This window comes from Allorhodopirellula solitaria, from assembly GCF_007859855.1.
Taxonomy (GTDB): domain Bacteria; phylum Planctomycetota; class Planctomycetia; order Pirellulales; family Pirellulaceae; genus Rhodopirellula; species Rhodopirellula solitaria.
On record NZ_SJPK01000021.1, the window covers coordinates 24328 to 48255 of the forward strand.

The 23928-nt window shown below is 60.0% G+C and carries 15 protein-coding genes and 1 pseudogene; 10 read left to right on the forward strand and 6 right to left on the reverse strand.

Features of this window, described 5'->3' with window-relative positions; genetic code table 11:
* Positions 1 to 5: 5 nt before the first annotated feature.
* Positions 6 to 134, forward strand: coding sequence for a hypothetical protein (locus CA85_RS25985; RefSeq protein ID WP_261344725.1), 129 nt, complete (start codon positions 6 to 8; stop codon positions 132 to 134).
* Between the two features lie 180 nt (positions 135 to 314).
* Here the strand turns inward: CA85_RS25985 and CA85_RS22335 are convergent, their stop codons facing one another.
* Positions 315 to 2522: a hypothetical protein gene (locus CA85_RS22335; protein ID WP_186775140.1), complete on the reverse strand. Its 2208-nt coding sequence runs from the start codon at positions 2520 to 2522 to the stop codon at positions 315 to 317.
* A gap of 654 nt (positions 2523 to 3176) precedes the next feature.
* On the opposite strand from CA85_RS22335, the gene CA85_RS22340 reads away from it, so the two are divergent.
* Complete coding sequence (locus CA85_RS22340) at positions 3177 to 4046, forward strand: hypothetical protein (RefSeq protein WP_146393580.1); 870 nt, start codon at positions 3177 to 3179, stop codon at positions 4044 to 4046.
* A 103-nt stretch (positions 4047 to 4149) separates the two neighbouring features.
* Here the strand turns inward: CA85_RS22340 and CA85_RS22345 are convergent, their stop codons facing one another.
* Positions 4150 to 5337, reverse strand: coding sequence for a M20 family metallopeptidase (locus tag CA85_RS22345; RefSeq protein WP_146393581.1), 1188 nt, complete (start codon positions 5335 to 5337; stop codon positions 4150 to 4152).
* A gap of 32 nt (positions 5338 to 5369) precedes the next feature.
* On the reverse strand, positions 5370 to 6743 hold the full coding sequence (locus CA85_RS22350; protein WP_146393582.1) for a DEAD/DEAH box helicase: 1374 nt from the start codon (positions 6741 to 6743) through the stop codon (positions 5370 to 5372).
* Positions 6744 to 7369: 626 nt separating this feature from the next.
* On the opposite strand from CA85_RS22350, the gene rny reads away from it, so the two are divergent.
* The 4 genes and pseudogenes from rny to ftsH all read left to right on the forward strand — a co-directional run.
* The gene (rny, locus tag CA85_RS22355) at positions 7370 to 8938 is read left to right on the forward strand and encodes a ribonuclease Y (protein ID WP_146393583.1); all 1569 of its coding nucleotides are present in this window, start codon (positions 7370 to 7372) and stop codon (positions 8936 to 8938) included.
* 459 nt (positions 8939 to 9397) lie between these two features.
* Positions 9398 to 10414, forward strand: a complete 1017-nt coding sequence (locus tag CA85_RS22360; RefSeq protein WP_146393584.1) for a sugar phosphate isomerase/epimerase family protein — start codon at positions 9398 to 9400, stop codon at positions 10412 to 10414.
* A 99-nt stretch (positions 10415 to 10513) separates the two neighbouring features.
* The gene (locus CA85_RS22365; protein ID WP_146393585.1) at positions 10514 to 11803 is read left to right on the forward strand and encodes a 6-phosphofructokinase; all 1290 of its coding nucleotides are present in this window, start codon (positions 10514 to 10516) and stop codon (positions 11801 to 11803) included.
* A gap of 621 nt (positions 11804 to 12424) precedes the next feature.
* Positions 12425 to 14269 (forward strand): annotated as a pseudogene (ftsH, locus tag CA85_RS22370) (ATP-dependent zinc metalloprotease FtsH); the annotation flags it as partial.
* A gap of 677 nt (positions 14270 to 14946) precedes the next feature.
* Here the strand turns inward: ftsH and CA85_RS22375 are convergent.
* On the reverse strand, positions 14947 to 16287 hold the full coding sequence (locus tag CA85_RS22375; protein ID WP_146393587.1) for a 3-keto-disaccharide hydrolase: 1341 nt from the start codon (positions 16285 to 16287) through the stop codon (positions 14947 to 14949).
* 283 nt (positions 16288 to 16570) lie between these two features.
* Between CA85_RS22375 and CA85_RS22380 the strand changes: the two genes are divergently transcribed.
* The 3 genes from CA85_RS22380 (at position 16571) to CA85_RS22390 (ending at position 20534) form a co-directional block, all read left to right on the forward strand.
* The gene (locus tag CA85_RS22380) at positions 16571 to 18229 is read left to right on the forward strand and encodes a Na/Pi cotransporter family protein (protein ID WP_146393588.1); all 1659 of its coding nucleotides are present in this window, start codon (positions 16571 to 16573) and stop codon (positions 18227 to 18229) included.
* 121 nt (positions 18230 to 18350) lie between these two features.
* On the forward strand, positions 18351 to 19625 hold the full coding sequence (locus tag CA85_RS22385; protein ID WP_146393589.1) for a lipid-A-disaccharide synthase: 1275 nt from the start codon (positions 18351 to 18353) through the stop codon (positions 19623 to 19625).
* A 75-nt stretch (positions 19626 to 19700) separates the two neighbouring features.
* A complete protein-coding gene (locus CA85_RS22390; RefSeq protein WP_146393590.1) occupies positions 19701 to 20534 on the forward strand; it encodes an RnfABCDGE type electron transport complex subunit D in 834 nt (277 codons plus the stop codon).
* Here CA85_RS22390 and thiD read toward each other — a convergent pair.
* Positions 20531 to 21379 (reverse strand): bifunctional hydroxymethylpyrimidine kinase/phosphomethylpyrimidine kinase, encoded by an 849-nt coding sequence (gene thiD / locus CA85_RS22395; protein WP_146393591.1) that lies wholly within the window; start codon positions 21377 to 21379, stop codon positions 20531 to 20533. The two genes, CA85_RS22390 and thiD, sit on opposite strands and share 4 nt — an antisense overlap.
* Positions 21379 to 22236: a sensor histidine kinase gene (locus tag CA85_RS22400; protein WP_391564940.1), complete on the reverse strand. Its 858-nt coding sequence runs from the start codon at positions 22234 to 22236 to the stop codon at positions 21379 to 21381. Before CA85_RS22400 ends, thiD begins: the two co-directional genes overlap by 1 nt.
* A 179-nt stretch (positions 22237 to 22415) precedes the next feature.
* On the opposite strand from CA85_RS22400, the gene CA85_RS22405 reads away from it, so the two are divergent.
* Positions 22416 to 22682 carry a hypothetical protein gene (locus tag CA85_RS22405; RefSeq protein WP_246113074.1) on the forward strand — a complete coding sequence of 89 codons (267 nt, stop codon included), beginning with the start codon at positions 22416 to 22418 and terminating at the stop codon, positions 22680 to 22682.
* Positions 22683 to 23928 lie beyond the last annotated feature (1246 nt).

Consider the following 23928-nt stretch of genomic DNA (forward strand, 5'->3'; position numbering starts at 1 on the left):
GCCCAATGCCATCTACTTTCGACCGCGAAGCGGTCTTGGCAACCCGACGCGTCAGCGAGGATCACTCGTTCGCCACGCAAAACACTGCATTTTCCTCGCTGACGCGTCGGGTTACCATCTTGATGATGCACTGAACGGGGGAAAAATAGATGGCGTTGGACGTCAGTCCTCGGGTGCCTCCGCATAGATCATTCCCCGCCGGCTCGGTTGAACGCTATCAATCGACTTCCGCGAATGAATCATGTGGTACGGGAGCGATAGAGTGCCAAACCTCGGCCGCACGTATACGTCGGATGGACACATTGTTTTTACCGTTAACCGCCGAAGGGGTCGCTCGGGCCGGCGGGGGTGTCGCCGAAGGGGCCCGCATTCCCGCTACCGCTCTCCGGGCTGGTATTGGGGTTACTCTGATCGCTGGATTCGATGACGTCCGCCATGTCGGCGGGGATCAGGTCGGTGTCGATCACGAACGCGCGTAGGGGCAGGAGTTCGGGCGGCAAGCTGGGGTCCATCCCGAGTTCACTCATCCATTTCCGGCGTGTGCCACTGAGTTCTCGCATCCGCCGCTCGGACTTTTCTCGCTGGTTTTCGAGTTCAATCAATCGATCTTGGTAGCGAGACACAATCTCCTTGGGCAGCGTTGCTCCTTGGTATCGCCGCGACAGTTGACCGGTGACCCGCTCGATCTCTTGGATCAATTGATTTCGCATCGCCAGCAGCGCAGCGAGTTTCTCGTGGGTGGCGTCGAGTTCACGCCGTGAGTGCAGGATTTTCTTCAGCTCCTCCTTCAGCTCATCGTCCCACTGCGGGGCTGCGATCCAGGATTCGAGTTGGGCCGTCGCGATCGTCGCCCACCGGATGATTTCTTTCTCGGTGTGTTGGTGCTTGATCGCCTGTGTCTGGGTCTGCCCATCCTCGATCGTGAAACGCAGCCGATCAAACTGATCGGCACGCTCCCTCGTGACGTCCCCGGTGCTGCTATCGACCCATTCAAACGGCGGTTCAGGGGCGGGCACCTCGAGAATCACAGTTCGCTCAGCCCCGGATCGATTGAGGAACTCATAGTCAGTGGAAACCTGGTGGAGCCTCTCCACCTCGATCTGGTGCAGCTCACCGTTGAGCTCGATCGCCTGCGTTTTCGAATCCGACACGGTGGGGGCTGCGGTCACACGGACACCGCCATCGATCGCGTAACCGGTTAACCGTTTCGAGTTGGGACCCAAGCTAGGGAGCACCAATTCGCCCAAGATCGCTCGCCCGCGATCACCGGCGAGAACGCTCAGCGGCCCCGAGGAGAGCAACGACGGGGTCTTGTTCTCGATTTCCAAACACAACAGCGTGGCGGTCGGATGATAGGACTGGCGGTAGACCGAAACGTCTTCGATCGTGACCGGCTGCACGACAGAATCAAGCAACGCGGTCTCACCGCTGGGCAGGTCAACATTGGCAAAGTTCAAAGCCAGCGTACTGCCGGCGGGAGCGTCTGCGGTCTCCGCCATGGCACGGTTCATCGCAGCGGTGGGGTCGGCGGCAGTTTGTCCGCCCGCACTTGATTGACGGCTCGGTGGTGCACCGCCAAACCCGCCCCCAGCCATGCCACCGCCCATGCCCATGCCACCCCCCATGCCGCCGCCCATGCCACCCATACTCATTGAGTCCATGTACATGTCTTCGTACATCGCCGCGTCCATGGATTGCTCCGTTTGCAGACTCGAGCCGGAATCGTCGTGTTCGATCACGCTGAGTGACTCGTTGAACTGGGGGGCCATGGCGACGTGTTTTTCCGGACGTTCGACCTTTTGGAGTTTGGCGCGAGCGATCGAGTGCATGTCCATCGCGAACAACACCGGGTTGCCGTCGACGAGGTGCAGATCCACGTCGGACCAATCGATGCCCGACGTATTGTCGACGATACTGCGGTGAATGAGTTTGTCCGCTTCGACACGGTAGCTGACCTTCCACATGGGAACGCTGCGCATGACGCCTACGGTCACGTCGCGTCGGCCCCCGTCACCGAACACGAACTCGATTGGGTTCGTTTCTAATTTCGCTGGTTCGGTCAGCTTGGTGAGGGTCGCCTTGAGTTTGGCATTGAATTCCTGATCGGTCGAACGAATCGCCGCCGTCGCATGAACCGGTGTGGTGAGCAGCCCCTCGTCGGTGAGGACGGTCATGTACTCCCGATCTTCGCTGACCTCACCGACGCGTTCGGTTCTCTGTTCGATGGCGACCAAGACGCCCTCGATGTCGGGGCCTTGCTGCATGGTGGCCACGATGTGCTGCCCTCGCATCGACAGCAACAAATCGCCCTGAGTCCGCGTATTGGGCGCGACCGGTGCTGGTTCGATTGGGTCGCGGGCCGAAGCCAGGCGAATCTTGCCACCGCCGGCTGGATCGATCAGACGCGAAACACGAACTGCCTCGTCGATTTCAAAGGTGTCCACATCAACGCTAAAAATCCCCGCCCCCTCGATCGTGCCGGAGTACTCGAACCAGCCCTTGCCAGCCGCGTGCAGGGTCACCGAAGTCAGTGGGAGCTCCAACCGGGGAGTCGCAGCGCCCGCGCCCTGCGATTCCGATCTGCTGGCAGTCCGTCCGTCCGCCCTCATAACGGAGGCAATTGATAGAGCGATCAAGCAGCAGCAGACGCGTTTCATCTGACGATTCTCAAGCAGAGTGGGTGAGTGATTGGGGATGGATTCATTGTACTTCAATCCAATCCGAGCCACCCGCAAAGCTGGGTTGTTGAAAAGTTGGCGTTGACGCGATTATTGCTTACGCAGGTTTTCTTCCGCTCTGTTCATGCCTGGAGCGAGCTCGCTTCCTTTACCTAGTCTCCCCTCTCCCACGCGCTTCGCGGGGGAAAGGGGTTGGGGGGGGGGTGAGAGGGTTTCGCTGTGCACACGGCGACAATTCTCGCTGACTGGCTCAATCTCTTTGCTCACCTCCATCCGGTGTTGGGCGACGCGAGAGTCCATGACCCGTCGGATCCGAAAAAGCTGATTTGCTTAGCAACGCACGATCAATTTCTGTCGTAGTGGACGAGGCGACGAGTCCAATGCCGCAGGACTCGTCGCCTCGCCCACTACCAATTCGCCGCTTATCGAGTTGGTTGGGTTAGACTGGTGGTGGTATCTCTCCCGTCCAGCCCATTCGTCCTTCCCTGCAATCGACCGATGCAATCGCTTAGCACCCCCACTTTGAGAATACGAGCCGTCCTGGCGATTGCCGTTGCTCTGGGCGGCATCACGGACGCAACGTCGCAGGATGCTCAGACGCAATCGCCGCCGTCCGAAATCCCCATCATCAACACGGTGATCGAATCTTGGCCGGTCGACGCGGCGATGACGCGGCAGCAGGAACAGGCGATCTGGAAAAAGCTCTGCCAGCCGTACACTCCCCTGGCCACGCGTATCCCTCTGGATCGCTGGGTCGATTCCGTTGCCTCGCTATGTCCGCTGCAGATCGACCGCTATTCCCTGGAGGGGATTGGATTGACCGCCGACACAGAATTGCAGTTCCGGCTCGATCGTCCGCCACAGCCATTGTTGGTTCACCTGCTCTTGGCATTGAAGCCACTCGAATGCGTGCTGGAGATCGAGCATGGCGTGGTCCAGATCACTACGCGTGACGCAGCCGAGTATGATCTCCCGATGCGGCTCTACGACGTCTCACCACTTGTCGACGGAAGTAATGCACAGGAGAGATTGGCTGCCGCGAAACTGTTGATCCACACGATCCAATACGTTATCGACCCAGAAGACTGGGAGGTGCTGGGGGGAACCTCCGTGATCCAGCTTCAACCGGCGAAGTCGAAGCTGCTGTTTTGTGTCGCCGCCAAAACCCAGACACACTGGAAGTTGCAAGCGTTTGTGGATCAATTGCAAAGGGCGAGAGACGAAACGTTGCCATTGGAGCCCGCGATACCGAATCGATCGAATCGCCCCGTCTCGCCGGCCGCGGTAGGCGAACCGGAGCGAGCACCGGAGCAGGCCGAGCGAACCCCGCGATCGAAAACGGCGCTACCGCGATTTCAACCACGCTAGGGAATGCGGGAACCCTCAGTGGCGTAAGCTTCCAGCTTGCGATGTTGGCCGACCGCGAGCGGGAAGCTCACGCCACCTTGTGTTCTCTCGACGCGAAGGCGGCTCACGTGCACCAATGACGGATCGCGGACTCGTAAAGTTGGGCACCCTTTTCGAGTTGATCGATTTCGATGAACTCATCGACAGTATGGGCCTGAGCAATATCCCCAGGACCGCAAACCATCCGCTGGCCAAGAGTCCCAAATTCGCAGGCGTCGGTAGCGTAGCAGACGGCGGCGGGACGATTCTCGCCAACGAACGGCTTTGCCAACTCACATAGTTCGCCAACACAATCGGCGTCGGCAGGCGTTTGCATCGGTTTGCCGCTGGGAAAGTGCTCGATCTCGAGTCCCAACTCGTCAGCCCGTCGCTGGACTTCCTCGATCAGCTCTTGCCCATCGACGCCAGGCATCGTCCGGAAGCAAATCCACGCGGCGCTCCGGTCGGGAACGATATTGACGGCTTCCATGGAGTCGCTGACACCAAAATTCCACGTCAACGTCGGTGGGTCGAACATCGGATTGCGGAGCGCCGGGTCGGACTGGCACCGCTCGGCAATTTCGCACAGCGTTTGCAGCATCGGGACCATCGCAATATTGGCATTAATGCCTGTATCGGTGCTGCTATGGGCGGCATGGCCGCGTGAGACAATTCGCAGTGCAACGATTCCCTTGTGGGCATGGATCACGCGCAGGCCTGTAGGCTCGCCGATGATACAGGGCGGATCGGCAGTAGCGATCTCGCCGAAGGCAGGTGAGCTGGCGACCAGGTTCCGAGCGCCTGCAAAGGCAACCTCTTCATCGGCGGTGCAGACGATCCAGAGCGGGCGGCACTGGGATGCCTGATCCACTTGGCTGGCCGCCGCGAGCATCGCCGCCAGCGACCCTTTCATGTCGCAGGAACCGCGTCCGTAGATGCGTGTGCCCTCGGTGGTGGCGGCAAACGGATCGCCACCGGGCCCGGTCCAGCGATCTGCGGGGACGGTGTCCGTGTGACAGAAGTACGCCAGCCCCGTAGGAGGTCGCTCGCTCGGTTGGCCGTCGGGTTCACCGCCAGGTTGGCCGACAGGGTCCCGGCGTGCGACGAGATTGCATTTCAGCACGCCGTTTCGATCGCGATAGCTTGTCCGCTCGACCTCGAAATTCAAACCACGCAGCCACGCGGCAACGAGATCCGAAATCGATTCGTTGCTGCGGCTGCTGACGGTATCGAGTGCGACGAGCTGGGCGAGGTAGTCCTGGGGGCTGAACATCAATGTTCCATCAGATCTTTACGAGCGAGAGGTCACACCGAGGCGTGGCGACCTGGCTTGGAGTTGCGTGAGAACGATCGCTTGCTATTGCTGTTGGCGGACCCGCCGCCCTGCGAACGACCACCACCGGAGCGACGTGAGCCGCCCGATTTCCCGCCGCCGGAGCGACTCTGTCCGCCTTGGCCACCTTGGCCACGAGCGCCCTGTCCTCGGCCACCCTGACCGCGACCACCTTGCCCACGGCCGCCGCTCTTGGGTGCGTTCGAAGCGGGTTCAAAACGCTCCTCGGGATTCTCGATCTTCAGTTTCTGACCGATCAAACTTTCGATCGCGTTCAGCTCGCCGCGTTCGTCTCCGGTGCAGAAGGAGATCGCAACGCCATCGGCGCCGGCGCGTCCGGTACGACCGATGCGGTGAACGTAACTCTCCGGCTCCACAGGCATGTCATAATTGATCACGTGGCTGACCCCGTCGATGTCGATCCCCCGAGCGGCGACATCCGTCGCGACGAGGACGTTGATTCGATCGTTGCGGAATGCGTCGAGCGCTTTCTGACGTGCGTTTTGGGTTTTGTTGCCATGAATGGCCACGGCGGTGATCCCATTTTTGTCGAGCTTCCTCACCAGGGCATTGGCGCCGTGTTTGGTGCGTGTGAACACGATCGAGCGAGTGACCTTTTTGCCTTTGAGCAAATCGGTCAATGACGAGACTTTGTTGTCTCGGCGAACGATCCGGAGTCGTTGCTCGATCAGCTCCACGCTCGTTTTCTTGGGCGTGACGTTGATGGAGACTGGGTTGAATAGCAGGCTGTTGGCGAGCTCACGAATCTTCGGCGCCAGTGTCGCTGAGAAGAACATCGACTGCCGTTGCTCGGGCAGGGCCGCGATGATCTTTTTCAGTGCGGGCAGGAAGCCCATGTCGAGCATCCGATCGGCTTCGTCGAGCACGAAGATCTGGACGTCGCGTAGATCCACATGCCCTTGATCCATCAGGTCGATCAAGCGGCCTGGGGTTGCGATCAGCACGTCGACACCGCGGCGCAGGGAGTTGACTTGCCCGGCCTGTCCGACGCCACCGTAGACAAGCGCGGAGTGGAATTTCATGTGCTTTCCATAGCGGCGAAAGCTGTCGCCGATCTGGATCGCGAGTTCTCGTGTCGGTGCGAGCACGAGTGTGGTGGGGCGTTTGGCAGCGGCCCGCGGCTTTTCATGGCCGAGGAAATCGAGAATCGGCAGCGCGAACGCAGCCGTCTTGCCGGTACCGGTTTGAGCGCACCCGAGGATGTCTTGGCCGGCAACGCCGGCAGGGATGGATTGAGCTTGGATGGGTGTCGGGTTGACGTACTCTTGCTCAGCGAGGGCACGTTGGAGAGGAGCGTAAAGGTCGATTGATTCGAAAGTCTTCAAGGGTGTTGCTTTTCAAAGTATTGAGAGTGAATCACTCGCGGGCTGCATGTCTAGACAGACAGCATCTCCTACCGGCGGTAGGGAATTGTGTGCCAACACGATTGAGCGAGCGCGAACGGAACGAGTCAACAATTGACAGAGGGTCCGCTCAGGGGGAGCTGTGGGAAGATCGCGGGTGCGATCGCCCTGTCATTCCGGACTAACAAGAAGAGTCACGGAACGGTTTGCGTCGGGAGTTCCAAACGCGGTGCAGCTTTCCTGGGTCGGTCGACAGGACCGATTCGGTTGGCAGCGGTTGGTAAACCAATCGTTTACCGGTAGACGAGCGGAAGAGACCTTGGCTCAACACCGTTTTCTCGTCGGTCGATCAAATGCTCGCTTTCGCATCTGCATTCCTTGTTGCCGATCGACCCTTGGCAATGCGATCGCCAATCCGTTTGGCGATCTGTACTGGAGCACAACTCTACACCGCTCGCGTCGCATCGCCAAGCCCAAAGCGGAAAAAGGGAGCAAACAGATGACATGTGCCGGAAGGTTGTGTTGCGAGGGCAGCCAGTCGAACATTATACGCTCCGAACGGCCTTTCCCCCGCGCAGCCCAGCGTCGGCACTGGTATGCTAGCCGACATGAATCCCGAAGTCGCGACCACCATCCTTTACTGCCTTGTTTGCTTCTTTCTCGGCATCGCTGCTGTCTACGTGTGGGGGCATTACCACGCAGCCCGAAGGGGCGAGAGACTACGCATCGAATCCGAGGCGTTGCTAACCGCTGCGCAGCGTGAGGCAGAGACCACAGCAGCCAAAATTGTGCTCGAGGCACGCGAGAAAGCGATCTCGATCAAACTCGATACCGACCGTGAGATCGCGCAGCTGAAAGAGAAGGAAGCCGCCCGTGACCGCAAGCTCGATGCGCGCGAAGACCAGCTCACCGCGGGCCGGGAATCGCTGCAAAAAGCGCAGCGAGGTCTCGAGGGCAGCCAAGCCCGGATCGCCGATCAGATGCGGGGGCTGACGACCGACCGCGCCGAACTGAAACGGCTCGTTCAAGAGCAACAACAATCGCTCGAACAGACCAGCGGCCTGACCGAAGAGGAGGCCGCGGCCAAGTTGATGGATTCCTTACGCGACGAACTCGAGCATGAAATCGGCGCCGCCGTGCTCAAACACCAACGAGAGTTGTCACGCCGAGTCGATGACCAGGCCCGCGAGATGTTGTTAACGGCGATGCAGCGGTACGCGTCGCCCCACACCGCTGATACGACAACGAGTACGGTAGGGGTGCCCACCGACGATATGAAAGGGCGGATTATCGGTCGTGATGGCCGCAACATTCGCGCTTTCGAAGCCGCGACGGGGGTGGACCTGATTATCGATGACACGCCCGGCGTCGTCGTCGTCAGCGGTTTTGATCCGGTCCGCCGCGAAATCGCTCGCATGTCGCTCGAGCAACTGATCGCCGATGGCCGCATCCACCCCTCGAAGATCGAGGAAACAGTCGAGCACACGACGCAGGACATCCAGGCATTCATCATTAAGAAGGGGCTCGAAGCGGCCAGTGAAGTGAACGTATCGGGACTGCACGACCGGGTCATCGAGATGCTCGGCCGCCTGCACTTCCGCACCTCTTATAGTCAAAACGTGCTCCGGCATAGTATCGAAGTCGCCTTCCTCTCAGGCATGTTCGCCGAGATGCTCGGCATGGACGGCGAAGTCGCGCGCCGGGCTGGCCTGCTACACGACATCGGGAAAGCAGCCGATCATGAACTCGAGGGCGGCCACCCCAAGATCGGTGGCGATCTATTGCAGCGACACAGAGAATGCGCCGAGGTCGTTCACGCTGCTCGCGGGCATCATGATGAACTCGTCACCGAACACCCCTACACCCTGCTCGTCGGGACTGCCGATGCGTGTAGCGCCAGTCGCCCGGGGGCACGCCGCGAATCACTCGAACGGTACGTCAAACGCATGGAGGAGCTCGAGTCAATCGCCCATCGCTTTGACGGTGTGCAGCAGGCCTATGCCATCTCGGCGGGACGTGAAATCCGTGTGATTGTTAGCAGCGGTGATATCAACGACGAACGCGCCGCGGCGATCTGTCGCGACATCTCGCTGACGTTCGAGAAAGAGCTCACCTACCCCGGTGAAATAAAAGTGACCGTGGTGCGTGAAGCCCGGTTCACGAGTACTGCCAAGTGAACCGGAGCGGACCGCGAGCGCCGCGTCCATGCCGAGTTGTGGTAAACGGTTTTTCGTCATCGGCACCCTGATCATCGCGACCATGCGTTCGGACAACGGTACCAATTCGCTGGCGCTAGTGCCCAGGACGAGGCTCGCCTAGACTGGTGCCTTGCCCGTTTGCCGAACGCGGGAACAAGATGTGTCGAGAGCTTGACGCTGCCCGTTGGGCGGGCCGGCCCGCGTCGGGCCAGCGAGGGTGAAGAGAGAAGAGAAAAGAGAGGGAGCAGCGTAGTGGCCAGCAGTGAAATACGGCGTAGCCCTCCCCTCGCTCGCCCCTCCCAGCGAGAGGGTGAAGTTCGCTTTGTTCGACTTTTCCCAGAGAGAGGGTGAATCGAAATGCGTCATTTATTGTTCCCGCATTCGCATGCGTCCATCCAACGAATCCATGCGTTATTGCTGTCCGAGCGGAGTTAAATCATGGCAGAACTTAAAATTGGTGTGCGTTTAGATGCACTCAGTAAACAGAAGATGTCGGCCACCTCGCTGCGCCGCACCCTGAGCTGGGTCGCTGCGTCGGGTGCGACCAGTGTGGAGCTGTGTGGCCACCAGCTGCTTAACGTCTCCGAGCTGTCCGATACAGCGGTGCGGACCCTGCGGAAGATTCTCGATGATCTGAATTTGCAGGTAGCGTCGATTCGGTTCCCAACCCGCTACGGATTCGATCATCTGCCCGACTTGGATCGCCGGATTGACGCGACCAAGGACGCGATGCGAGCGGCGTATCGGTTGGGAGCACCACTGGTCGTCAACCAGATCGGCCCCGTGCCAACGCCACCCAAAGACGCTCGACAACGCAGCACGGCGGCGGGTGCATCCGGGGCGGGGACGCAGTCTTCGCTGAGCTCGTCCCTGCTCGGTTCGGCGATGCCGCCTGAGGGGCTGAGTGTCGCCGAAGCGCAGGCTTGGGTCGCGGGTTCTCAGGCCAGCGGTTCAGCAGGCGGCCAAGGGGCTGATGGAGGTGGTTCGTCGCCCACCCCCAGTACCCCCGTCGATCCGCGCTGGGACACGATGCGCGAGGTGCTCGATGACCTGGGGCGATTCGGTGCTCGGGTGGGTGCGTTCTTTGCTGCAGAGACAGGAACGGAACCAGGCGAACATCTGGCACGACTGATCGACACGAGCGCCGAGTCCTATATTGCGGTCGCGCTCAACCCGGGACAACTGATTATCAATCGGCACAGTGTTTCGGGAGCGATCGCGGCACTTGGCGACCGGATTCGCATCGTCAATGCGGTCGACGGAGTGCTCGACCTCTCCGCTGGACGGGGCGTCGCGGTCCCGCTCGGCCAGGGCACTGCTGACTTCCCCTCGCTATTGGGCCAATTGGAAGACATCCCCTACCGGGGCCCCTTTGTGGTCGGCCGGTCCGACATGGCTGCGGCGACCGCGCCTCAAGAAATCGCTGCGAGTGTTGATTACCTCCGCAACATGTAGCTCTCAAAATCAGATATCTTGGCGAGCACGCATATTTCCTTAGAATCTGGTCTCTCGTCGTTCATCCCTTACTCCTCCACTAACCACGAGCGTGACGCCGTGCCTGACTTGGCCCACCATAATCTCGACATTAAACGCGTCGCCATCCTTTTCGCTGGAGGCCCGGCACCGGCAGCCAACGCGGTCATCAGTACCGCTGCGTTTTCGTTCTTGGAAGAAGGCGCTCAAGTCTTCGGGATCAAGCACGGTTACAGCCGCTTGGCCGAGTACACGGCTGCTGGTCCGCTGAGTGAAGGAGATGACTACGTCCGATTCACGCACGATAACCTGATCAACGCGCGCAGCAGTCGCGGGATCATGATCGGGACGGCGCGGACGAATCCTGGCAAGCATGTCAGTAGCCCCGAGCACTTGAAGGACCCCGAGTTGGTCGCGCCACTGCGTCGTGTCTACGAAGGCCTGTGTTCACTTGAGGTGGACGCGCTGATTTCCATCGGCGGTGACGACACGCTCAAGACGGCCAACAAGCTGAAGATGTTTCAGGACAACTTGCCCGCCGATGCGCGACGGTTCCCTGTCGTTCACTTGCCCAAAACGATCGACAACGATTACTCCGGAATCGATTTCACGTTTGGGTTCTTCACCGCCGTCGAGACGCTCGCGGAGGAGATCCGCAATCTCAATTTCGACGCCGCGGCCGGCCGTGCCTACTTCCTCTGCGAGGCCATGGGACGGAGCGCCGGATGGCTGGCGTACGGAGCGGCCATTGCCGGTGAAGCCAGCATGGTGCTCAGTGTCGAGGACATCACCGGCGCCCTCGCCGACGAAGAGGTGATCAGTACCGAAACCGGCGCCACCCGCAAAGTGATGGCGCTCGAGCGCGTGATCGACCGGATGGTCGACATGATGTTGGCTCGGGAACGCGACGGGCGGCCCTACGGCACGATCGTGATCGCCGAAGGGATGGCGGAGTTTTTGCCGACGAAGTATCTCGAAGGTGTCAGCCGCGACGACCACGGTCACATCAATATTTCATCTATCAATCTCTCGGCGCTGATGTCGCGTTTGATCGGCGAACGATACACTGAGCGGACGGGCAAATATCGCAAGGTCAACGGGCTGCAGATGGGTTACGAAGCCCGCTGTGCACCGCCCCAAGCCTACGACGTCTTGCTCGGCTCGCAGCTCGGTGTGGGAGCTTACCGGGCACTCGTCGAAGAGAAGCTCAATGGCGTGATGGTCTCGGCCTCGGGGCAGTTTGATCTGCACTTCGTTCCTTTTGACGAGCTCGTCGATCCGCAAACGCTCGTCACCAAAGTTCGGTTCATCGAACAGAACTCCGACTTCCATCGCCTGGCTCGATTTCTTGAGACCTGCGTCGATAATTGAGCACAGAGTGCAAACCTAGTGCGTATTGACGGGCTCGTTGTCCCGTCCACTTCCGAAACGCGTTTGGCAAGATTCCGCGGCGAGCGTCCGCGCGTTTCTCAGGCACGCGGTTTGCCGCACCGGTACCGTCGAATTCATGACGGCGAGGTTGCTTTTGCCGTTCGGGAAGCGACACTGTGAAGGCGTGCTCCCGCTGGGCGTCTCCGCGTTTCATTTGTAGCTCCCCCTGCCTCCTTTTTTTCACCGTTTGCAATGAGTGATCGACCAAAATCTTCACGTGGGTCTTCCGAGCCTCGCGGCAGCGGCAACATCTGGTTTGTCCTGGCCGTGATCGCTGTCGCTGTCCTCGTCAGCGCCTTTTTGGTTTCGGACACACGCCGCCGTCTGGCCTACCCGCACTTGGTGGAATTGCTAAACGAGGTGGCTCGAGTCCGTGAGGGATCCGAGGCTGCCCTCACCCCACCGCAAGAATCCGACTTGGTCGACATCGAGGCCGAGCCCGGCGAGGCCATCCTGCTCCGCGAGAGCGACGTCGCCTCCGACTCCGCCGTGGGCCTGCGAACTGAGGGCATGGAGACTGACGGTATTGGAGCGAAGAGGAATCGGAACGGCGCGGCGACAGCCAAAATTGTCGTTCCGGGTCCGGACGGCAGTTTCTACGAGTACAGCGACCCGACGGACATCCTCGTGGCGGATGACCGGATCACCGGCAAGGTTCGCTATCGCTTGCTCCGGGGCCGAGAAAGCGATGCCAACGTATCGCCAATCGCTGCCGAGTTCCTCACCATTCGCGGATACCCCAACGACGCTATCGGTGCCGAGCTGGTCACGCTTCTGGAGCAATCCGGAGTCTCGTGGGACTACGATCGGCCAAGTCGATTCCTAGAGAATCACTGGCCCGAATTGCTGATGATTGGGGTGCTGATTGCCTTGGGGATCGTGATGCTGCGGCGGATGGGTGGCATGGGTTCGCCGATGTCGTTCTCCCGCAGCCGGGGCAAACTCTACAGCGAGGAGGATCTGCCGACGACCTTTGAAGATGCCGCTGGGATTGACGAAGCTGTCGATGAGGTCCGCGAGGTTGTCGATTTCTTGCGAAACAGCGAAAAGTATCAATCCCTCGGGGGGCGGATCCCCAAGGGCGTGTTGTTGGTGGGGCCTCCGGGGACGGGCAAGACGCTGCTCGCTCGGGCGATCGCGGGCGAGGCGGGCGTGCCGTTTTTCAGTCTCTCGGGAAGCGATTTTGTGGAAATGTACGTGGGCGTCGGTGCCGCCCGGGTGCGTGATATGTTCACCCAAGCGACCAATCGAGCCCCGTGTATCATCTTCATCGACGAGCTCGACGCCCTCGGCAAGAGCCGCAGCAGCAACGCAGCGGGCGGCCACGACGAACGGGAACAAACGCTCAATGCCTTGCTCGTCGAGATGGATGGCTTCGGCGCCAATTCCGGCGTGATCGTGATCGCGGCAACGAACCGCCCCGAGACGCTCGACCCTGCACTGCTGCGTCCTGGACGCTTTGACCGCCACGTCTTAGTCGATCGCCCCGACGTGGCTGGGCGGGAGCATATTCTCTCGGTACATGTTAAGAACGTTAAACTCGACGATGATGTCGATCTCCGCCGAATCGCTTCGATCACCAGCGGTTTTGTGGGTGCTGATCTAGCCAATCTCGTCAACGAAGCTGCTCTCTTGGCGGCTCGCAATGGACGCCCTGCCGTCGGCATGGGGGAGTTCAATGACGCCGTCGAACGGGTCACCGCGGGGCTCGAGAAGAAGAACCGTGTCATGAACGAGGATGAAAAGATCCGAGTTGCCTATCACGAATCGGCTCACGCTCTCGTCGCCGCGGCGCTGCCGAATACCGATCCGGTTCACAAAGTCAGCATCATTCCGCGCGGACTCGCGGCGCTCGGCTACATGATGCAGCGTCCCGAATCCGAGCGGTTCCTGATGACCCAGAGCGAACTGGAGAGCCAGATGAAGGTGATGCTGGCGGGGACGCTCGCTGAGGAAATGGTTTTCCAAGACATCAGCACGGGCGCGCAAAACGACCTCGAACGCTGCACCGAAATCGCTCGCGGGATGGTAATGGATTACGGCATGAGCCGGATCGGGCGGGTGAACCTGCGTCGCAGTACACGCTCGCCGTTCCTCAACAACGGCGGCATGGGTGACTATCAAGTGGCTCATAGCGAAGAGATGTCGAAACTGATCGACAAAGAGGTCTCGCGGATTATCGAAGACATGCTGCTGCAAACCCGCGACATTTTGCAGCAGCGTCGAGACGTCCTCGAGGCTGTCACGCAGCGTCTACTCGAGGTCGAAGCCATCGACAGCACGGAGCTGATGCGTTTGATTGATGAACACAGCACCGGACCATGGTTGGTTCCAGGAACCGTCAACGCGAAACCCAAAGCAAAGATCATCGCACGAAAGAATGATGACGCGGCCCAATCGAAGTAGGCCCGAATGGCGTGGACCCAGTGAGCCGACGGCGCTAGCCGAATGCCACTTACTTTGGCCCCGTTTGGGGCATGGCTAGGTTGGTAACCCGACGCGTGAGCGAGGCGATGATCCCTCCGTCCCAAGGACTCGTCGCCTCCTGTTGGTTACCCACAAATGCAGCATTCTATCGATTGCTGAAGATAGCTCATGACAACGCCCCAACGGGGCAGTTCTATGAAAGCCCCAGGCAACGCCTGGGGTTTCAGACGCCACCACCTCGCGTTAGCCCCAACGGGGCGGCTCTATTTGCACATGCCATCCGAACGGCAGGATTGCGGCGAACATGAGGGCCGCCCCGTTGGGGCTAACGAAACATTTCGCTATCCGATTATCCGACCCCAGGGCGATGCCCTGGGCTTCCATACAGCCGCCCCGTTGGGCTCAAGAACGCTTCCTTCGGGATACATGCGGGTAATCACAAAACCGGGATTCCTGTCAGACAAGCTGACAGGGGATTCGGTTTTGTGGGTAACTGGCAGCTCGTCGCCTCGTCCACTACCGATCCGCCGTTTAGGGATCACGCGACACGACGGAACGCCCTGCAGAAGCGTTTCGCATTCTGCAGGGGCACGTTGCTAGCATCGCGTGATCAATCGGGAGTGGACGTTGATTACTCCCGCCTTCCTACACCGCGTTTACTCGATGACGCGGAGCGTTACGTCTCGGAATTCGACGGGGTCATTGTGCCCTGCGAAGCCGAAGTGGCCGCTCTTGCGATCCTTGCCCGGATGGGCGCTACCGGCCATGTAATCGTCAATTTTCGACAGGTCCGTTTTCAGGATCACGTTGCCGTTGAGTTCGACTTCGATCGTTGAACCCTCGACGCGCACTTGCTGAAAATTCCATGTGCCGACTGGTCGCAGGTAGCCCCGTTTGGCTGCCGCCATGCCGTAGGCCGAGCCGTGGTATTGCCGCTTGTCGAGGTTCGCGTATTTGGCGGCGGTGTTATCGAGTACTTGCAGTTCCGTCATCGCCCCATAGGCGGGGTTGCCGTCCTGAGAGGCGCGAATTGCCAAGCCGTTGTTCCCACCGGGGGGCAGGCGGAAGTACAGGCGGACGACGAAGTCGCTGTACTCGTCTTGGGTCAGCAGGTTGCCACCGCGTCCGGCGCGGCAACGGATCGAACCTTCGGGAGTGACTTCGTAGTCGTTGACGGCACCGACCCATCCATTGAGCGTTTCACCGTCGGTTAGGAAGGCGAAATCGTCGGTATCGCGGGTCGCCAAGAACTCGTTGGCCTCTTGGGCAGCGAGCGGTCGCACGGCAATGTTTCGCCAGCGAATTTCGCCGCCGTGGGTTTGCAACTGGATCGGGCCACGCGGTCGCAGCGGCTCGTCTCGCCGCCAGTAGTTTTCCATGATCGCTTTATCAACCACTTGTTTGCCATTGAGCCAAACGCTGGTCCGGGCGCCCACTTGAACGATGCGAACTTGATTCCACTCGCCGAAGGGTTGATCGGCGTGCACCAATGGATCTTTTCCGGGGGCACCCTTGGAGTTATTCCACAATCCACCGCTGCCGAGATCGGCCCCGATTGAGAACTTCGACTCGTCGGTCGTGTCCCAGATCTGCACTTGGGGACTCCCTTTGAGATAGATCCCGCTGTCGGCCTTGGCCACGGTCTTGTATTCGAGGTTGAGCTCGTAGTCGGTGTATTCCTCGTCCGTCGTCAGGTAGGGGCCATGGCCATCGTTGACGAGTTCGCCATCTTCGACGCTCCAGTGCTGGCGCGCCTCCTTGGTCCACTGCTCGATTTTCGCATCCCTGTCTTCGGCGGACATTTCCTCGAGCTTGTAAGGGTCAAAGTGGACCTGACCGTGCCATCCGTCGAGATCGGTGCCATTGAACAGCTCGATCGCTTCGGGCTTGGCAGACTCGGCGGAAGTCGGTTCCTCGGCATAGCTGACCGAAGGGCCAAAGCTGAGGCAGAGGCTCGTCACGCAGGCGGCGAGTGACGAAGAGAATCGCATTTTCATAGAACAGCTCAAGGTGGGAGAGAGCGGTGGGAAGAAAGGGCCTGACGGGCAGGCAACGCGGCTCAATATACTAAGTCGCTGCGAGAGACAAAACGCCCTCTCGCTTGATTCTGGGCGATCTCGGGGATTCTGGCGAGATTGACGGGGCGTCGCCTGCGTTTTTTGCTAGCAATGAGTTGCAATGAGACTCGGTTCGCCTAAAATCCGTTGGTCTGAATCCAGACGTCGCCCGCGATCCTCTCAATGAAATGCCGATGCTTTGGAATTCCCAACACTCCTGAACATGATTTTTCAATTGGTCGGCGGGCTAGGCATTTTCCTGTTGGGCATGAAGAACATGTCCGACGGCATGCAGGCGGTGGCGGGCAATAGCCTCCGCCGGCTGGTCGGATCGATCACGAACAACCGCTTTTTTGCCTGCTTGGTCGGTGTGCTGGTCACGTGCATCGTGCAATCGAGCTCGATCACGACCGTGATGGTTGTGGGATTTGTCAACAGCGGCGTGATGGCCTTGTCGCAGGGCGTTGGGATCATCATGGGTGCCAACATTGGGACCACCATCACGGGTTGGATCCTCGTGTTGAAAGTCGGCAAGTACGGCCTGCCGCTGCTCGGCGGGGCGGCGTTCACGTACCTTTTCGCCCGCAGTGATCGATGGAGATACTGGGCGATGTTCATGATGGGCATCGGGATGGTGTTCTTCGGCTTGGAGATCATGAAGGACGCGTGCGCGATCATCAAAGACATTCCGAATTTCGAAGCCTGGTTCGCCCGCTTCCAAGCCGATACCTACATCGGCGTGCTCAAGTGCGCGATGGTGGGATGCGTCATGACGACGCTGGTCCAATCCTCGTCGGCGACGTTGGGCATCACCATCTCGTTGGCGACCCAGGGCGTGATCTCCTACCCCACGGCGGCCGCACTGATCTTGGGCGAGAACATCGGCACCACGATCACGGCCTTGCTGGCTTCGCTGGGGGCGACCACGAATGCTCGTCGCGCGGCGTATTTCCACGTGATCTTCAATCTTTTCGGCGTCTTCTGGATCACGTTGATCTTTCCGTGGTACATCGAACTGATCCAAGCGATCGTGGGTGTTGATGTCGCCAAGCCGGTCGTGGTCGATGGCGTGACGACGTACCCGAACACGGTGGCTGCGATTGCGGCGACGCACAGCGTGTTCAATATTGCCAACACGCTGCTGTTCGTGCCCTTGATCGGACCGATCGTGAAAATGCTCGAACGGGTTGTGCCCAACCGACCGTTCAAGGAGAAACCGCGGCTGACGGATCTCGACATTCGCATTCTCGAGACGCCGCTGTTGGCATTGGAGCAGTCGCGCAAAGAGATCCTGAAGATGGGTGATGGCTGCATCAAAATGCTCGATTGGCTATTGGAACTGATGAACCAAGACGATCCCGACAAGGCGCTCGGCGATCGGCTCAAGCAGCGTGAACGGGTGCTCGATTCGGTCCAAGACGAGATGGCTGAGTTCGTGACGGGACTGTTGGCAGCCAACGTTTCCCATTCCACCGCGGAGGAGGGGGGCCAGCAATTACGGATTGCTGACGAATATGAGAGCATCAGTGATTACATCGTGAATCTCGATAAATTCGATCGGAAACTGCGGCGTGACGGCTTGCGTTTTTCGGAGGATCAGCGGAAGGACTTGAGCGAGTTGAACCGCCAAATCGCGGAGTATGTGAAGTCGATTCACGAGGCATTCCTCAAGGGCGACAACAACATCGAGGTGGCCTCGGAACCGGCGTGGAAGCGAATTCGCACGGAAGTCAAATCGCTGCGACGGAAGCATCTCAACGAATTGACCAGCGATTCGATGCCGCCGGCCCTCAGCGTGGCGTTCATGGCATCGCTCAACGCGTACATTCGTGTCCGCGATCACGCCCACAACATCGCCGAGACCATCTCGATCGAGCGGTGAGTTTTGCCTTGCGATGCCAGCGTCCGTTTTGCTACCCCTGAACCTTGGTTTTCCTCACCAAAACCACTGGCTGTGGAAATGGTGAAACGGGAGTGCTCCGGAACAGGCGAAGGCAGACGCAGTGACAAAAACACTCTTTTTTTCCGTCGGTGAACCCAGCGGCGACCAACACGCGGCGCGTTTGATCACCGAACTCAGCGCCCGGGCCGGCTCCGAATCGCTGCAGTGCCGTGGTTTCGGAGGTCCCGAGATGATGCGAGCGGGCTGCGCCGTCGATCTCGACCTCACCCAGCACGCGGTGGTGGGGTTGCTCGAGGTGCTGCCGAAGTTACGCGAGTTTTTTCGCTTTGCCGATCAGGCCGAAGAGGTCTTCGCCAGCGGCGGCATCGATGGCGTCGTGTTGGTGGATTTCCCCGGTTTCAATTGGCACATTGCGCGTCGGGCGAAGAAGTACGGCATCCCTGTTTACTACTACTGCCCGCCGCAGTTGTGGGCATGGGGCGGATGGCGGACCCGAAAAATGCGGCGCACCGTGGATCATGTGATGACCGTGCTGCCGATCGAAACCTCGTTCTTCAGTGAGCGCGGGATCCCGGTCACCTTTGTGGGGCACCCTTTCTTCGACGCGGTCGCCGAAAAACCGCTCGATCCGGTCGCGCTCCGGCAACTCACGCCTGAGAAACGCTCGAGCTCCCACCCACTCGCATCGGGCAGCGATCCGGCTGGCCAAACCGTCGCGGTCCTGCCGGGGTCTCGAGACCATGAAGTCCAGCGCAATTTCCCGATCATGTTGGAAACGATCCGCCGCCTGCATCAGCACGCTCAGGATCGCTCAGCAGCGGGACAAACCGTCGCACCGACACGGTTTGCCGTCGCCGCCTACCGCGACCGGCACGGCCTGTGGTGCCGTGACCAACTCACCGAGGCGGATCGCGACCTGCCGATCGATTTCTACGTCGACCGCACTTCTGAAGTCATCGAGTCGGCGCACTGCGCCATGATGGTCAGCGGTTCGGTCAGCCTCGAGTTGATGGCCCGCGAAACACCAGCGGCCGTCATCTACCGGGTGGGTCGTTGCCTCCACTTTGTCGGACGTCAGGTCCTGCGGGTCGATAGCATGACCCTGCCCAATCTGATGGCGGACCGGAAAATTTTTCCCGAGCTCGTCTCGGTCGGCGACAGGGAGCCGGCCGTCGACTTCCTATTCGAGACCACGCGGGCGATGCTGGAGGATGCGTTTTACTACCGGCGGGTGAAATCCGACTTGTCCAAACTGCGTGAACAATACGGTTTGCCAGGTGCATCGGGCCGGGCGGCGGAGTTTCTCTGCGAGCGAATGGACGTTTTGCCGGCATGCCAGGATGCGGACCAAACCATTCGCCGAGTCGCTGCGTAGGGTCCGGGGTAAAATTCGTAATCATTCTCAATTGCTTGTTTGATCCCCTGATCGTCCGCCTCGGTATTGGCCCCCATGAAAGATTCTGTCGAGCCGTCAACTTCCCCTGGCAATCCAGTCAATTCATCCACCGCTGAGAGCGGTTCCTCTCGGCGAGCGGCTAGCTCGCGGTCGGGGCTCGACCTGCCGAAAATGGGTGCCGAGGTCGGATTCCAAGTCGTCAGTGACGATGACGTGCCGCCGTTCCGCGCCAGCGGTTTGATCTGCTTGGTGTTGGGACTGCTGAGCGCCTCGGCGATGGTCGCCTGGCAGATGCTGATTCTACCTTTGGCCGCGATCGCATTTGGGGTATTCGCACTGCGAAAGTGGAGCGGACGCCGACCAGCAGGAACGACCGCAGCAGTCATCGGACTGTTGCTGGCATCTTGTTTTGCCGCTGGCGGGCTAACGATCCCGTTGGCCAAGCACCGCACGATGGCTGGCCAAGCAGAGTATTTTGCGCGGCAGTATCTGGAGCTGATCGGCCGGGGTGACACGGAGTTAGCTCTCGAACTTCGCAAACAGGCTCGCAACCGCCAGGTTGAAAGCATGAACCTGAAAGAAGCCTACCGACGCGACGAGGTGGCGAAGACGGAGATGGAACGCGAAGAAGAGCAGAATATGGAGATGGACTCGATCCAGCTCGCCGGGCCGAACATCCCGTGGGAGCTCGCACAAACCTCAAGGGTCTACATGCACTATGGCCAGGAACGTGTTGAGACCGTTTGGATCGACCCAACCGGCAAGATCGAGGAGAAAGTCCGAGTCGAGCTGCAGTGGACGCCCGATGAACGAAACGGTCTCGGCAATTGGCACGTCTACATGCTCTCGTATTACCGCGAGGTGATCTACGCCCCGTCGGTGCTCTAGTCACCGATGTGCAGCATTCGCGATTCCACCGGCCCGGATCCTTTGCCGTATTCGGGGGCGAAGCGGATCGCATGGTTGACCGCAGCGATACCAAATTCGACAGCCTCACGGGTGCTCACTTCGATCGCCTGGTCCGGTGCCGCCAAGGCCAACCTCGCGGCAATGGTCGCGGACAGGGAACACCCTGCCCCGTGAGTCTGGATGGTATCGTGATGCTCCACAGCGAAAGTCACGAGTGATTCCGAGTCGATAAAGACATGCATTTGCTCTCCATCGACGTGGCCGGCTTTGAGCAACACCATCGCTGGTCCGAGCCCGCGCAGGTCCTCCGTCGCCCGGAGGAGGTCATCGAGATCGCCACCGATCTCTCGATCGAGCAGACGCTCGGCCTCGAATCGATTGGGTGTGATCAGTGTGGCGCGTGGCAACAGCGTTTCCCGGTAGGCGTCGATCGCCGCATCATCGATCAGCTTCACGCCGTGCTTGCTAATCATGACAGGATCCACCACGACGGGAATGTCCGCCCCAGCGATCTTGCCCGCAACCTCCGCGATAATGGCTGCATTACCCAACGCGCCGGTCTTGATCACCCGTGGCGGGATGTCAGACATCACGGCATCGAACTGTTCACCGATGAGGTCGGTCGCTAGCAGTTCGAGTCGCTGCACGCCGAGCGTGTTCTGGACCGTGATCAGCGTCACGACGGACATGCCGTAGACCCCGTTTTGGTGAAACGCCTTCAGGTCCGCCTGCAGGCCGGCACCGCCACTCGGGTCGGAACCAGCAATCGTCAATGCGATGGCGTTCGGCGCGATCGTCACCGCGCGATCTGGATTTGCACTCATCACGCTGCCGCCTGTTCCGCAGCGGCCACGGGCAAACGGATAACGAACGCCGTGCCACGACCCACTGAGCTTTCCACCCGCACGCGTCCCCCGTGCTCGTCGATGATCTCCTTGCAGGCTGCCAGGCCGAGCCCCGTGCCGCCCTTGCCGCTTTCATCCGGACCGGACTTGGTGGAGAAGAACGGGTCGAAGATGCGTGGCAGAACGTCGTCAGGGATTCCACCGCCGGTATCACGAATCGTCAGCTCCACCTGAGACGGCGAGGCGGGCGTGGCCGCAGCGACGCGAATCAGCAGCGTGCCGCCTTCGCCCATCGCCTGGCGAGCATTGGTCATCAGATTCAATAACAATCGCTGGATCTGATTTCCACTGGCCGAGATCATCGGCAGGTTATCGGCCAAGTCCAGTTCGACACCGATGCGATACTTTTGCATCTCACGCTGCATCAGGACGAGGGTGTCCCGAACGAGGGCGACGAGATCGGTGGGTTCTTGGGTATCGCTGCGATTGCGAGCTTGAGCCAGGATCGTGTTGGTGATCGTGGCGGCTCGCTCGGACGCTTCAAGGATTTTCGTCAGCGCCTTGTCGCGGCTGGCTGCGTCCTGGTTGCGCAGGCCCAGCTTGGCGTAGTTGATCACCGTCATCAGGACATTGTTGAACTCGTGGGTGGCCGTGCCGGTCAGCTCACCGAGCGACGCGAGGCTCTGCAGGTGGCGCAGGTGGACCTTCATCGCCTGCATCTCAGCGTGAGGGTCGACGCTCTGACTCGGCCGCGTCTGCGCGGACGCTCCGGCGGCCTGAGGCGATGGAGCGGGCACCTGCGAAGGACGGCTTGGGAACGCAGCAGAATTTGGCATGATTTTTGGCGGGGAGCATTAAAGAGCGGCGAGTGCGACGACGTGTCAGAGCAGACCGAGGGGCTCTACGTTGGATCTATCGGCGCAGACCCTACTTTTGATAAATCCACTCCCAACGACCGGTAAAACTTACCGTACGCCTGCGAATTGCCCGTTCCCGCGCGCCGCCTGGTTCCCCGATGCGAAATCCTCTGCCTGATTTGTCCGATCGACCTGATGAAAATGTCCTGCAGCGACTGAACCGGATGGCAAAAATCGCTCGAAATCATGGCTTCGAGATCCGCGGAGAACCCCTCGGCGGAGCCGGGAGTACGTGGTGCGAAATTCGCGGACGACGGGTGCTGTTCCTCGACGTCTCCCAACCTGCCGCCGAACAAGCACTCGCGATCCGAGAGATCATCGACGAAACAGCAACCGTACGCCCTCACGCCCCCGCCCCGGTGTGATTCCTGGCATCGGCGGGATACCTGCATCGGGCCATGCGGAGACGCAGGTCTGAGAAGGGACATCTCGGCCGATAGCGCGCCAACGGTGCGCCAAGTTCTCGGCGCGAATGCTCCCAGCGAGGACTCCCATTCTTTGCTGGAGCACGTAGGGCCGGTTCCCACCGGCCACACTCACCTGGTCGAACTGAACCGTCCTGCGTTCCAGCACCTTCCCGAGGTGTTTCACCGATGATGAGTAACACGTAGGGCCGGTTCCCACCGGCCACACCCACCCGGTCGAACTGAACCCTCCTGCGTTCCAGCACCTTCCTGAGGTGTTTCACCGATGATGAGCAACGAGTAGGGCCGGTTCCCACCGGCCACACCCACCTGGTCGAACTGAACCGTCCTGCGTTCCAGCACCTTGCCGAGGTGTATCACCAATGATGAGCAACACGTAGGGCCGGCTCCCACCGGCCACACCCACCCGGTCGAACTGAACCCTCCTGCGTTCCAGCACCTTGCCGAGGTGTTTCTCCGATGATGAGTAACACGTAGGGCCGGTTCCCACCGGCCACACCCACCTGGTCGAATCGAACCGTCCTGCGTTCCAGCACCTTGCCGAGGTGTTTCTCCGATGATGAGCAACAAGTAGGGCCGGTTCCCACCGGCCACACCCACCCGGTCGAATTAAACCCTCCTGCGTTCCAGCACCTTCCCGAGCTTTTTCACTGATGATGAGCAACACGTAGGGCCGGTTCGCACCGGTCCTTTTCCGACAAGTTTTCCTACGCCGACGGCGTGAAAGAAAATAGCCGGTGGTCGAGCGCAAGCGAACACCACCGGAAACGCCGCGAAACACACGTGCCAACCCCGAATGGGGTGGAAGATCATTCACGACGAGGTCTGCGACCCACTTCGGGGTCGACGCTCCACTGCCAACGAACAACCGTATGTGGCGATGCGCTTACCTACGGCTGTATTCTTCAACGCCTTCGGCGTAAGGAAACTTGTGGGTAGTAGGGCCGGTTCCCACCTTGTCATTCCCCGCAAAACCGGATTCCCTGTCAGCTTGTCTGACAGGGGATCCGGTTTTGTGATTAGAACAATGGCGCGTTCACCCCGCTCCCATGCGGGCTTGCCCTGGGCTGTTCAATCTTTGGGGTTGACGCTCGATTGGTCTTGCGCAATTTCTTGACTTCACCCTCTCCAAACGAAGTTTGGGGAGGGTCGACGGGCGAAGCCTCGTCGGGGAGGGGCCCAGCAC